Origin of the sequence: Streptomyces sp. GB4-14 (genome assembly GCF_022696125.1) — a bacterium.
Classification (GTDB): Bacteria; Actinomycetota; Actinomycetes; order Streptomycetales; family Streptomycetaceae; genus Streptomyces; species Streptomyces werraensis.
In genome coordinates, this window is sequence record NZ_RZHO01000002.1 from 6,311,637 (window position 1) to 6,323,549 (window position 11,913).

General features: G+C 74.6%; 12 protein-coding genes. 6 read left to right on the forward strand and 6 right to left on the reverse strand.

The window, feature by feature from the left end:
- Window positions 1-5: 5 nt before the first annotated feature.
- The 5 genes from ELQ39_RS30405 to ELQ39_RS30425 all read right to left on the reverse strand — a co-directional run bounded on the left by ELQ39_RS30405 (window position 6) and on the right by ELQ39_RS30425 (window position 4,350).
- Entirely contained in the window at window positions 6-1,100 is a 1,095-nt protein-coding gene (locus ELQ39_RS30405; protein WP_242595092.1) for a cobalamin B12-binding domain-containing protein, read from the reverse strand.
- Window positions 1,097-2,656: a PP2C family protein-serine/threonine phosphatase gene (locus ELQ39_RS30410; RefSeq protein ID WP_225628992.1), complete on the reverse strand. Its 1,560-nt coding sequence runs from the start codon at window positions 2,654-2,656 to the stop codon at window positions 1,097-1,099. The genes ELQ39_RS30405 and ELQ39_RS30410 overlap by 4 nt, the downstream gene beginning before the upstream one ends.
- Before the next feature lie 213 nt (window positions 2,657-2,869).
- A complete protein-coding gene (locus ELQ39_RS30415; protein ID WP_242595093.1) occupies window positions 2,870-3,607 on the reverse strand; it encodes an adenosylcobinamide amidohydrolase in 738 nt (245 codons plus the stop codon).
- Window positions 3,608-3,709: 102 nt separating this feature from the next.
- The gene (locus tag ELQ39_RS30420) at window positions 3,710-4,129 is read right to left on the reverse strand and encodes an ATP-binding protein (protein WP_242595094.1); all 420 of its coding nucleotides are present in this window, start codon (window positions 4,127-4,129) and stop codon (window positions 3,710-3,712) included.
- 71 nt (window positions 4,130-4,200) lie between these two features.
- Window positions 4,201-4,350, reverse strand: a complete 150-nt coding sequence (locus tag ELQ39_RS30425) for a hypothetical protein (RefSeq protein WP_019525643.1) — start codon at window positions 4,348-4,350, stop codon at window positions 4,201-4,203.
- Window positions 4,351-4,540: 190 nt separating this feature from the next.
- Here ELQ39_RS30425 and ELQ39_RS30430 point away from each other — a divergent pair, with 190 nt between their 5' ends.
- Entirely contained in the window at window positions 4,541-4,984 is a 444-nt protein-coding gene (locus ELQ39_RS30430) for a hypothetical protein (protein WP_225628993.1), read from the forward strand.
- A 106-nt stretch (window positions 4,985-5,090) separates the two neighbouring features.
- Window positions 5,091-6,731 (forward strand): phosphoglucomutase (alpha-D-glucose-1,6-bisphosphate-dependent), encoded by a 1,641-nt coding sequence (gene pgm / locus ELQ39_RS30435; RefSeq protein ID WP_242595095.1) that lies wholly within the window; start codon window positions 5,091-5,093, stop codon window positions 6,729-6,731.
- A 46-nt stretch (window positions 6,732-6,777) separates the two neighbouring features.
- Here pgm and ELQ39_RS30440 read toward each other — a convergent pair whose 3' ends face one another.
- Window positions 6,778-7,236 (reverse strand): hypothetical protein, encoded by a 459-nt coding sequence (locus ELQ39_RS30440; protein WP_443334354.1) that lies wholly within the window; start codon window positions 7,234-7,236, stop codon window positions 6,778-6,780.
- A 468-nt stretch (window positions 7,237-7,704) separates the two neighbouring features.
- Here ELQ39_RS30440 and ELQ39_RS30445 point away from each other — a divergent pair, with 468 nt between their 5' ends.
- The 4 genes from ELQ39_RS30445 (at window position 7,705) to ELQ39_RS30460 (ending at window position 11,908) form a co-directional block, all read left to right on the forward strand.
- Window positions 7,705-8,694 carry an alpha/beta fold hydrolase gene (locus tag ELQ39_RS30445; RefSeq protein WP_242595098.1) on the forward strand — a complete coding sequence of 330 codons (990 nt, stop codon included), beginning with the start codon at window positions 7,705-7,707 and terminating at the stop codon, window positions 8,692-8,694.
- Window positions 8,695-8,762: 68 nt separating this feature from the next.
- Window positions 8,763-9,161: an AraC family ligand binding domain-containing protein gene (locus ELQ39_RS30450; protein WP_242595100.1), complete on the forward strand. Its 399-nt coding sequence runs from the start codon at window positions 8,763-8,765 to the stop codon at window positions 9,159-9,161.
- 178 nt (window positions 9,162-9,339) lie between these two features.
- Window positions 9,340-10,449, forward strand: coding sequence for a substrate-binding domain-containing protein (locus tag ELQ39_RS30455; RefSeq protein WP_242595102.1), 1,110 nt, complete (start codon window positions 9,340-9,342; stop codon window positions 10,447-10,449).
- A gap of 112 nt (window positions 10,450-10,561) precedes the next feature.
- A complete protein-coding gene (locus ELQ39_RS30460; RefSeq protein ID WP_242595104.1) occupies window positions 10,562-11,908 on the forward strand; it encodes an ABC transporter substrate-binding protein in 1,347 nt (448 codons plus the stop codon).
- Window positions 11,909-11,913: the final 5 nt, after the last annotated feature.

The window sequence follows — 11,913 nt, forward strand, 5'->3', positions numbered from 1 at the left end:
CTCGGTCAGACCACCGTGTCCGTGACCGCCGGGTCGGTCCTGTCCGTCAGATGGGCGGCGCCGGCGCGGACGAGGGACAGGGCGCGCGGGAAGTCGTGCAGACGGTCGGAGAGGATGTCCAGGCCGGTCACCAGGGAGTGCGGTGGCACGTTCCGCGCGGACAGCACGTCGGCCGTCCAGCCCAGGAACTCGGTGAACACCTCGACGGCGTCGACGTAGAGGGCGGTCGCCAGGAAGTCGACGACGTGCGCCAGGTCCTCGGCCGTGCGCTCGCGCTGCGCGTCGCCGTACTCCCGCATCGGCGGGAAGCGCCGCTCCAGCTCGGTCAGCGTCTCCTTGACCAGTCGGCCGCGTGACTGGGCGACCATGTTGTACTCCTGGTCGGCCAGGTGCGGCAGGTCGTCGACGGGCTGCCGGACGTTCGTCGGTCTCGCGAGCCCGGCCTCCAGCACGGCCGCGGCGCCCCGCGCGTCCGGGGCCCATGCGTCGGCGCCCAGGGCGCGCGCGTACCGCCCGTCCACGCCGAACGCCCGGCCGCCCGCCACCACGGGCACGCCCACGGACCGGCAGGCGGTGATGGCGGTGTGCGCCCGCGGCAGATGCGTGGGGATCGAACCGGAGAGCAGCACGGCGTCGGAGTTGGTGTGGTGCTGGTGCGCCACCAGATGCGGGGTCGGTGTCTGCGCGCCGAGGTAGTCGACCTGCCAGCCGCGCAGCCGCAGCGTCTCGGCGACCAGCCGCGCGGGGAACGCGTGCCACTCGCCGTCGACGCAGCTCACCGTGACCCGGCCGCGGACGGTCTCGGGGCGGGTGCCGGAGCCGTGGTACGCCAGGGCGGTGATCACCCGCTCGTTGATCGCGGTCGCCGCGTGCTCCTGGGCGACGGTGATGCGGTCGGCGGCCCACTCCAGGCCGATCCGCGCCTGCACCGCCGCGACCACGTCCAGCAGCAGGTCCTCCTCCTGCAGGCCCTCCGCCAGGGCGCCGCGGACGACGTCGACGGCGTCGTACTCGTCGCCGTCGATCACCGCCTTCCACAGCGCCTCGCCGAGTTCGCCGACCGAGGCCCGCGGGCCGCCCGTGCTGTCCTCCGTGCTCATCCGCCGGCCCCGGCCGGCGCGCGGCCGCCCGCCGTCGAGCCGCCGCGCGGGGCACCGACGGCCACCACGGCCATGTCGTCGTGGCGGCTCCCCGGCTCCAGCCACTGCGCTGCCAGCATCTGTACGTGCTCCACCATCGCCTCGCCCGGCATGCCGCCGCATCCCTCCAGGGCGGCCCGCAGCCGGTCCTCGCCGAACAGCTCGTCGCCCAGCGGGCCGCCGCGGGCCTCGGTGATGCCGTCGGTGTAGAGCAGACAGGTGTCGCCCGGGGCGAGGACCGTCTCCACGGTGCGCGCGGTCACCCGGGGCAGCGCGCCCACGAGGGTGCCCTGCGTGGGCATCTCCTCGACCCGGCCGTCCGCGCGCACCACCAGCGGCGGCAGATGCCCGGCGCTGGTGAGCCGCAGCCCCACGGTGCCGTCGTCCTGCCGCTTCACCGACGCCAGCACCAGGGTGGCGAACCGGGCGTGGTGGGAGGTGAGCAGCGCGTCGTTGAGCATGCGCAGCACCCGGAGGTGGTCGGAGGCGAGCGGCAGCAGCGCGTGCAGCGTGTTGCGGATCTTCCCGGTGAGGACCGCCGCGTCCAGTCCCTTGCCGGCCACGTCGCCCAGCGCCACGAACGTCTCGGCGGACTCGTCGGGGCCGGGGTGGACGTCGTAGAAGTCGCCGCCGACCCGCTCGTGGTCCATGGCGGTGCGGTAACGGCCCGCGTAGTCGACGCCGTGCACACGGCTCAGCGACGGCGGCAGCAGCTCCCGCATCAGGGTGCCGGTGACGGCGGTCTGCTCGCTGTACAGGCGCGCCGCCGACAGGGCGGTGCCCGCGCGGGACGCGAACAGCCGGGCGAACACCTCCTCCTCGGGAGAGAACCCCTTCTCGGCGTCCGAGCGCAGCAGGATCAGCGCGCCCGCGGGCACCCCGTGCCCGGGCAGCGGCGTCACCAGCACGGAACCGAGCGGCCCGGAGAAGCCTTCGGGCATCACCCAGTCCGGTATGGCGTCCGGGTTGATCCAGCGGGCCGGGACGGGCGGGAAGCCGCGCAGGGCCTCGTCGAGCCCGGGGACGGTGAGCGGGTCGATCTGCCGGGTCTCCTGCACCACGCGCCGCCCCCGCAGGGCGTGGGTGACGGCGTACCGGTGCCCGGTCGGCGGGGTGATCAGCACGGCGGCCTCGGCGAGGTGGTCGGTGGCCGTCCGGGCGGCGACCTCCGCGCAGCGCGGCACGTTCAGGGAGGACAGCAGGGTGCTGAAGACGCCGGAGATGGCGTCGGCCCGCTCACGGGTCTCCCGCGCGGTCTCGTGGGCCTCCACGAGACCGGTGCGGTCGAACAGCCACCAGGCCACCCGGCCGTCCCGGGTGGGGGAGGGCCGGGCCTCGTAGGAGCGGCTGCCGAAGGTCCCGGCCGGCATGCCGGCCGTCGGGTCGAGTGTTCCGGCGACATGGCGCAGGTGCGCCTCGCCCAGCCACGACGGCGGGACGTCGGAGGCGGAGGAGGACGTGGTGAGGCGGCGGGCGGCACGGTTGCGGCCGGCGATCCGGCCGTGCGGGTCCAGCACCAGGACAGGGCATGGGGCGTCGTCCCACGTGGGGACGGTTCCGTCGCGCGCGTCGCAGGGATCGGCGCTGGAACCGGGGGAAGAGATCACGAACGAGGTGCGCGCCGCGCACCCACCCCCTCTCTCGTCGGCGTCAGCAGGTACGGCGGCAACGGTCCCCCATCCGTGCCCTCGAAGCAACCTGCCTGGGCGGCGAGGCGGTCCATGGGGCGCTCAGTACCCCGGAACAGGTGTTTCATGCGTCACATCGGCCGTGCCGGGACGGCCCTGACCGGCGTCGGCCACGGCGTCCCGCACGGCCCGGTGCACGGCGCGCGCCAGCCGCGCCCCCCACAGCGACCGGGGCCCGGCGAACGCGTGCGCCTCCTGGCCGGGGACCGGGGCGCCGGCGACGACGCACACCGCGTCGGTCGGGGTGCCGGAGCAGTCGTGGCCGCTCTCCACCAGCGCCTGCACCTTCGCCTCCGTCGCGGTGGCCACCGCGTTCACCAGCGCCGCGTCGGTCAGCGCGGCCGGCACGGCCACCACGACATTGATCGTGCCCGGCTCCGGGGCGCCCTGCGCGCCCTCGCCGGGCCGCGCCGCCCAGCCGCGCACGTCCACGCCCGCCGTGACGAACGCCTCCACGCCCGCGTCGCACGCGTGCGCGTACGCCGACACGTCGGCCGCCGTCATGAGCCCCACCCCGGCCCCGCTCAGGCCCGCGTCAGCGGCGAGGGAGGCGAGATGCCGCTCGGGATCGGTGCGCCGGTAGCCGTGCGCCACCTGTGCGTTGAGGATCCACGCCCGCTCGCCGATGCCGCCGCCCAGCACCGCGCTGCTGATCGCACGCCGCCCGCGACCCGCCGTCCACAGCAGGGCGTGCAGCCGTTCACCGTCCTCGGTGCGGGAAAGCCGGCGCGGGGCCCGCAGGACGGGCGTGGCGGGGTGCGGGGGCAGAACGGCGGTCACCGTGCGGGGCTCCTTGCGGGGGGCGACCCCTGCGGGGCGGCCCTTGCGGGGGTCGGCCCGCCATCGTAGGCCGGGCCGGGTCCGCGAACCGCGCCGGGGTGATCACACCGCGCTGGCGGCCTCCGGGGCACGGAAGCAGGCGGTGACCGTCTTGCCGTGCGGGCAGGGCCGGGCCTCCCAGGTGTCGGCGAGGACGTCGACCAGCATCATGCCGCGCCCCCCGACCCGCTCCTCGCTCGGTTCGCGCGGTGTGGGCAGGGAGGCGGACCCGTCGTGCACGGAGATGTGCAGGCAGCGGGTGTCCCAGGCCATCACCAGTTGCGCGTCGGTTCCGGCGTGCACATGCGCGTTGGTGACCAGTTCCGACACCGTGAGCAGCACGGAATGGACCGTCTCGGGCGCGGTCTCGTCCCACCCGAGGGAGGCGAGGTGCTCCCGCGCCCAGTCACGGGCCGCCTTCACCCCCTGCCCCATCGGCAGGGAGCGGGCCCAGCCCACGGTGCGGACCGACGATTCGTTCATGGAGTCCTTTCCGGTTCATCGGCCTACGGCACGCGCGGATGCGCGAGGAAACGTCAGGCCCCGGGGCCGGGTCAGCGCCGGCCGCCGCGCAGCCGTCCCAGCAGCCGCTGGGCCTGCGCCCGCCGCCGGGGGTCGGCCGCGGCCCGTCGTACCTGCTCGGCCGTGCGGCGCCCCTGCGGGCTCCGGGCGAACTGCTTGATGCGCTCCACCATGCCGGGCATGGCGACTCCTCTCGGTAGGCGTCGGTTTGTGCGTGCCGTCCTTCTTCTACCCCCGGAACCCCGGCACAGCCCGGTCCCGGCCGGGAATCTCAAGTCCGCACCCTCACCGGCCGGCTGACGCCCCACAACCGTGAGCAGCGCCTCGTGACCGGATGTGTTTGCCGACCGGTCCTGCGGCAAACCGGTGTCCATGACCGAACAGAACAAGAACGCGAACCGGAAGACCTCGACCACCGGGTCCACGGCGGCGTCCAAGGCCGCCTCGACCGCGGACAAGGCCACCGGCAAGGCGACCGAGTCCACGAAGAGCGCCGCCAACGGCGTGGCCGCCAAGGCGACTGACGCCGCGTCGGCCGCCGCGTCCGGCACCGAGCGCGCCGCCCGCGCGGCGAACGGCGCCGCCCAGTCCGCCGTCAAGGGCGTGGAGGCAGGCCGCCGCGCCGTCGTCACCGCCTCCGGGCAGGTCGCCGCGGGCGCCAAGACCGCCTGGACGGTCATCGCCAACCGCCGGCTGGTCGCCGCGGGCGCGGCCGCCGGACTGACCGCGCTGACCGCCGCCTCCTACGCGGTGGGCCGCCGCGCCGAACGGCACACCCACGGGCCCCTGACCCGGATGACCGGCGGACGTATCTGACGCCGGAGGGGCCGGGGCGGACCGAGCCCACTCGCGCGGCGACGCCCCGGCGGGGAAAGATGTCTCCGCAAGCGTGACAACCGACCTTTTGCGGAGGAGTGGGCACATGCAGCACGAGCGAGCGGGCGGTCCGGCCGGTCCCGAGGATCTCGTCGACGTCGCTCGGCTGGTCACGGCGTACTACGCGCTCCACCCCGACCTGGACGACCCGGGGCAGCGCGTCGCCTTCGGCACCTCGGGGCACCGCGGCTCGTCACTGGCCGCCGCGTTCAACGAGGACCACATCGCCGCGACCAGCCAGGCCATCTGCGAGTACCGCGCCGCGCAGGGCACGGACGGACCGCTCTTCCTCGGCGCGGACACCCACGCCCTCTCCGAGCCGGCGCGGGTCACCGCCCTGGAGGTGTTCGCCGCCAACGGCGTGACGGTGCTCATCGACAACGCCGACGGGTACACGCCCACCCCCGCCGTCTCGCACGCCGTGCTCACCCACAACCGGGGCCGCGGCACGGGACTCGCCGACGGCGTCGTCGTGACCCCGTCGCACAACCCGCCCGCCGACGGCGGGTTCAAGTACAACCCGCCCAGCGGCGGCCCCGCAGGCTCGGACGCCACCGGCTGGATCCAGGAGCGCGCCAACGAGATCATCCGCGGCGGCCTCAAGGACGTCCGCCGCATCCCGTACGCCCGCGCCCTCGCCGCGCCGAACACCGGCCGCTACGACTTCCTCGGCACATACGTCGCGGACCTGCCGAGCGTGCTGGACCTGGACGCGATCCGCGCCGCCGGCGTCCGCATCGGCGCCGATCCGCTGGGCGGGGCGTCCGTCGCCTACTGGGGCCGCATCGCCGAGGAGCACCGCCTGGACCTCACGGTCGTCAACCCGCTGACCGACCCCACCTGGCGGTTCATGACGCTCGACTGGGACGGCAAGATCCGCATGGACTGCTCCTCCCCGTACGCGATGGCGTCCCTCATCGGGCAGCGCGACCGCTTCGACATCGCGACCGGCAACGACGCCGACGCCGACCGGCACGGCATCGTCACCCCCGACGCCGGCCTGATGAACCCCAACCACTACCTCGCCGTCGCGATCGGCTACCTGTACGCGCACCGCGGGCAGTGGCCGTCGGCGGCGGGCGTCGGCAAGACCCTCGTCTCGTCGGCGATGATCGACCGGGTCGCCGCCGACCTGAAGCGTGAACTGGTCGAAGTGCCGGTCGGCTTCAAGTGGTTCGTGGACGGACTGGTCGACGGCGCTCTCGGCTTCGGCGGCGAGGAGTCGGCCGGGGCGTCCTTCCTGCGCCGCGACGGCTCGGTGTGGACCACCGACAAGGACGGCATCATCCTGGCGCTGCTCGCGTCCGAGATCACCGCGGTCACCGGGAGGACGCCGTCCCAGCACTACGCCGAGCTGACCGCGCGCTTCGGCGAACCCGCCTACGAGCGCATCGACGCCCCCGCCACCCGCGAGGAGAAGGCGCGCCTGGCGAAGCTCTCCCCGGCCCAGGTCACCGCGGACACCCTGGCGGGGGAGCCGGTCACCGCCGTGCTCACGGAGGCGCCCGGCAACGGCGCGTCCATCGGCGGCATCAAGGTGACCACGGAGAGCGCCTGGTTCGCGGCCCGCCCGTCGGGCACGGAGGACGTGTACAAGATCTACGCCGAGTCGTTCCAGGGTCCGGAGCATCTGCGCCGGGTGCAGGAGGAGGCGAAGGGGGTCGTGCTGGCGGCGCTGGGCGGCTGAACGGACGCCGCTGCCCGGGCCGTCGACCGCCCTGTCGGCCGGCCCGTCAGCCGGTCCGGATCTCCGTGGCGGACGGGGTGGTGAGCCCGGCCGGCACGGAGGTCCCCGGGGGCAGCGTCACCGGGGCCTCCTCGGACTGCTGGAGCACGGTGCCGCCGGGCCCCTCCGCCGGGGTGCCGGCGCCCGTGGACAGCTGGGACCAGGCGCCCAGGGCCAGGGCGATCGCGGCGGCCGTCCCCACGACTCGCGCGATCCGGCGCAGCCGCGCCCGCGCGTCGAGGTCCCGCCAGGCAGGACCCTCCCACGGGTCGTCCGGCTGCCACAGGTCGCCGACGACGTCCGGGGCGTCGTGGCGGGGAGGCTTCGCCGGTGCGGGCGGCGGGAAGTGCGGGGGCCGTCCCGCGGCCCGCTGCACCGCTGAGGGCTCCTTGGGGGCGGATGTGCGGATGGCCTGCTCGCTGTCCATGAGGAACCGCTGCCAGACGTCGTCGGACAGAGACGGCACGCCGTCCTCCCGATGCCGCGGCGTTCCGCCGTCGTCCGGTCCCTGCGCGGTCACGTCCGTCCATTCCTCTCGCGTCCCGGAGCCCGTCGGCGACATCACGGCGCACGCGCACGCCCGGGCCCGCCAGGATCATCGCACAGCGCGGAAACCGCGAAACGGTGACTCGGCACACGGTGCGGAATCAGATGCGGCTGCGGGCCGGTGGGGTCCGTTCGCGCAGTTCCCCGCGCCCCTGGGCGGGTTGTTCGGCCGGCACCCTCGATGGGCGCGGGGGACTGCGCGACAAGCCGCCGCCGGCCGGCACCGGCCGTACGACGAGGACGACCGTGGGCAGCATCACGGCCGGCGTTTGCGGAACCGGCAACATCACTCGCCCTCCGTTGTGCGACGGCGCATGCTCGCCGTACGACACAGGGCCCTCGGGAGCCGCGCCGGCGCCCCGGGCCCCCGAGTGACTCTGGAGCAGCCGTGCCGGTACCGACATCACCGCTCGTCCACCGTGTCGTCCCCGCCCCCGCCGGCCGCGTGCACCTGGTGGAGCAGGGCAGCGGCCCGCTGGTGCTGCTCGTGCACGGCTTTCCCGAGGGCTGGTACTGCTGGCGGCACCAGCTGCCCGCCCTCGCCGCGGCCGGCTACCGGGCGGTTGCCGTCGACGTGCGCGGCTACGGCCGCTCCTCCCGGCCCGCCGACCCGGACGCGTACCGCGTACGGGAACTCGTGGACGACGCCGTCGCGGTGGTCGAGGCGCTGGGGGAGCGGACCGCCGTCGTCGCCGGCCACGACTGGGGTTCGTCCGTCGCCTCGAACGCCGCCCTGCTCCGGCCGGACGTCTTCCGCGCGGTGGCGATGCTCGGTGTCCCCTACGCCCCGCGCGGCGGACCGCGCCCCAGCACGGTCTTCGCGTCGATGGGCGGCGACGAGGAGTTCTACGTGTCGTACTTCCAGGAGCCGGGCAGCGCCGAGGCCGAGATCGAGCCGGACGTACGCGGCTGGCTCGCCGGGTTCTACGCGGCCCTGTCCGCCGACACCATGCCCGGCCACGGAGCGCCCTCGCCGTACTTCACCGGACCGGGCGGGACCCTGCGCGAACGGTTCCCGGCGGACCGGCGCCCCGCGTGGCTCACGGACGCCGAACTCGACGTCTTCGCGGGCGAGTTCGAGCGCACCGGGATGAGCGGGGCGCTGGCCCGCTATCGCGCCGTGGACCGGGACTGGGAGGACCTCGCCGCGTACGACGGGGCACCGGTCACCCAGCCGTCCCTGTTCATCGGCGGGGAACTCGACGCGTCCACCACCTGGATGGCCGACGCGATCGACGCCTTCCCGGTCACCCTGCCCGGCCTGGTCTCCTCCCACATCCTGAAGGGCTGCGGGCACTGGGTGCAGCAGGAGCGGCCCGAGGAGACCAACCGCCTGCTCACGGACTGGCTGGCCGCCCTGCCCGCGGCCGCGTGTTAGGTTCCCGCACGACAGCGAGCGCGTGACACCCGGCGCGGCCGGGCTCTCGGGGACGGACGGCGGCGACCATGACGTCGGAGCACACCGGCACACCGGACGACGAGGCAGCACCCCTGCCCCGCATCCTCTGCGACACGGCCGCCCTGGCCGCCGCGGGCGAAGGAACCGCCGGCGCGCTGTGGCGGCTCGCCGAGTCCGGGCGCCAGCTCGACGCCAACGTCGTCCGTCTCCCGCCCGGCCACCGCGTGGACACCCACCGCGAGCCCGACCTCGACGTCCTCCTGCTGGTCCTCGCCGGCGACGGCACCCTGACCGCCCCGGACGGCGACCACCCCCTGCCCCCCGGCACCTTGACCTGGCTCCCTCACGGCTCCACCCGCTCCCTCGCGGCGGGCCCCGACGGCCTCACGTACCTCACGGTCCACCGCCGTCGGCCAGGGATGACGATCCGCACGCGTGATACGTGAGCGTCCGTACCCGGGCCTTGGGGGACACCCGCGTCGAAGAGCATGCGACGTGGGGGCGGACGTGCCGGTGAGTACCTCCTCGTGCTGGAGTGACCACGTCGACCCGGGACGCACGCCAAGGCGATCGTTATGATGCCCGCATCGTTCAAACGAACATCCCGTCGCGGGGAGGGGCCTCATGCGCGAGCCGGTCGAGGTGAGGAGGCAGCGGATCCTCGCTGCCGTGGAGTCCCGGGGGTCCGCGCGGGTGAGTGATCTCGCCGCCGAACTCGAGGTGTCCGTGGTGACGGTGCGGCGGGACGTGGAGGAGCTGGCCCAGGAGGGGAGGCTGCGCCGCGGGCACGGGGTGGTGCGCTCCACCCTCGCCGCCCGCGACATCCCCGCGCCTCGCCCGCCGGACGGCGACACCGTGGCCGTCGTCGTGCCCGAGCGCCACCACTACCTGTACGAGTCCCTGCACGGCGCCCGCTCGGTGCTGGAGGCGTCCGGCAGGCGCATCGCGCTGCACATCGCGCCCCAGGTCGCCGGCGCCGAACGCCCCCTCGTGGAGCGCGCGTTGGAGGACGGCGCCGCCGGGCTGCTGCTCGCCCCGCGCTGGCGCACCCTCGCCGACGAGGAGGCCGACCACCCTTGGCTCGCCGCCCTCGAGGTGCCCGCCGTGCTGATGGAGCGGCGCCCCGGGGCGGGCACCGCGCTGCACGCCATGGACTCCGTCTGCTCCGACCACGTCCACGGCGCCCACCTGGCCGTGGAGCACCTGGTGGGCCTCGGGCACCGGCGGATCGTCTTCGCCACCCGCGACGACAGCCCCACCGCGCGCACCCTGCGGTCGGCGTGCGCGCGGATCGCCGAGGCGCACCCGCTCGTCGAGGCGTGGGCGTGGACGCTGAGCGCGCCCGAGGCCGGCCAGGAGGGCCCGTACGCCACGGAGGAGACCGCCGAACTGCACGAGGTGCTGCGGAAGACGGGCGCCACGGCGGCGGTGCTGCACGGCGACGTCGACGCGCTGATGCTGGTGCAGCGGCTCGCGGACCACGGGGTGCGGGTCCCGGAGGACTGCTCCGTCGTCGCCTACGACGACGTGGTCGCCGGACTGGGTACGACCCCGCTCACCGCCGTTGCCCCGCCGAAGGCGGACGTCGGCCGGGCGGCCGCCGAACTCCTGCTGGAGCGGCTGGACTCGGAGACGGCCGGGCGCACCCCCGTGCGCCGGGTGGAGCTGCTGCCCTCCCTGTCCGTCCGCGGTTCGACCGCTCCGACCGACGCCTCGAGAAGAATGAGCGTTTGAACGTTTCATTTTCTTCTGATCGATCTATTGACCGTCTGTCGGTCGAGCCCCGACGATTCCCGTGTCCCCGAACAGCCGTGTCCCAGACACGCCAGGAGCCGCGGGAGGCGCCATGCCCGGTCGACACCGCCGTCGGTCCGTGCTCGCCGCGATGGCCGCCGCGCCGCTTGCAGGAGCCCTCGGCGCCTGCAACGGGGGTGCGGACGACGCCCCATCAGGCAGCAGCAGAACCGGTGCGAAGAAGCCCGTACGCGTCACCTTCTGGTCCGCACTGCGCGGCAGCCAGGAAGTGGTCGACGCCTTCAACCGCACCCACGACCGCATCCAGGTCGACTTCCAGCAGATCCCCTCAGGAGGCCAGGGCGGTTACGCGAAGCTCAGCAACGCCGCCCGCGCGGGCAACGCCCCCGACGTCGCCACGATCGAGTACCCGCAGGTGCCGGGGTTCGCCATCGACGGCGTCGCCCGCGACATCACCGACCTGGTCGACGACCGGCTGCGGGCGAGACTGCTGCCGCAGGCGTTCGGCCTGACCACCTTCCAGGGACGGGTGTTCAGCGTTCCCCTCGACGTCGAGCCGATGGTGATGCACTACCGCGCCGACCTGTTCGACCGCTACGGCCTCCACGTGCCGCGCACCTGGGACGAGTTCGCCGACCTCGCCCGCGTCGTGCGGCGCAAGGCGCCCGAGCGGCGGCTCGTGCTGTTCCCCACCGACGGCGCCACCCAGTTCGCCGCCTACTCCTGGCAGGCGGGCGCCCAGTGGTTCGACACCCGCGACGGCGCCTGGAACGTCTCCCTCGCCGATGCCCCCACGCGCCGCGTCGCCGCGTACTGGCAGGACCTGATCGACCGCGACGACGTCTTCATGAACGCCGTGGAGAGCCGGCAGTCCGACGCCCAGATCGGCAACGGGCTCGTCCTCACCCGGCTCAGCGGCGCCTGGGACGCCGGTGCGCAGATGAACGCCCGCCCCGGCCAGAAGGGGCAGTGGCGCATCGCCCCGCTGCCCCAGTGGGACACCGCCCGCCCCGCCGTCGGCACCCACGGCGGCTCCACCTTCGCCGTCACCAAGGACAGCGCGAACCCCGAGGCCGCGATGGAGTTCATCGCCTGGCAGGTCTCCCACCCGGACGCCCTGCGCGCCCGACTGTCCAGCGGCACCAGCAGCCAGTACCCGGCGGCCTCCGCCCTCGTGGCGGTCGGCCGGGAGGCCTTCGACCGCTCCTACTACGGCGGCCAGGACATCTACACCCTCTTCGAGCAGGAGGCGGAGAAGATCCGCGACGGCTGGGTCTGGGGCCCGCGGATGACCGCCACCGGCCGGGTCATGCAGGACTCCTTCGCCCGGGTCCCGGCGGGCCGCGGCACGATCGTCGACGCGGTACGCGCCGCCCAGGACGGCACCATGCCCGACCTCAGGGCCCTCGGCCTGTCGACCACCCAGCACAGCACCTGAGCCGC

Coding starts and splice junctions, on each gene's coding strand:
- ELQ39_RS30405 (WP_242595092.1), bottom strand. CDS start 1,100: ATGAGCACGGAGGACAGCACGGGCGGCCCGCGGGCCTCGGTCGGCGAA.
- ELQ39_RS30420 (WP_242595094.1), bottom strand. CDS start 4,129: ATGAACGAATCGTCGGTCCGCACCGTGGGCTGGGCCCGCTCCCTGCCG.
- ELQ39_RS30425 (WP_019525643.1), bottom strand. CDS start 4,350: ATGCCCGGCATGGTGGAGCGCATCAAGCAGTTCGCCCGGAGCCCGCAG.
- ELQ39_RS30430 (WP_225628993.1), top strand. CDS start 4,541: ATGACCGAACAGAACAAGAACGCGAACCGGAAGACCTCGACCACCGGG.
- pgm (WP_242595095.1), top strand. CDS start 5,091: ATGCAGCACGAGCGAGCGGGCGGTCCGGCCGGTCCCGAGGATCTCGTC.
- ELQ39_RS30450 (WP_242595100.1), top strand. CDS start 8,763: ATGACGTCGGAGCACACCGGCACACCGGACGACGAGGCAGCACCCCTG.
- ELQ39_RS30455 (WP_242595102.1), top strand. CDS start 9,340: ATGCGCGAGCCGGTCGAGGTGAGGAGGCAGCGGATCCTCGCTGCCGTG.
- ELQ39_RS30460 (WP_242595104.1), top strand. CDS start 10,562: ATGCCCGGTCGACACCGCCGTCGGTCCGTGCTCGCCGCGATGGCCGCC.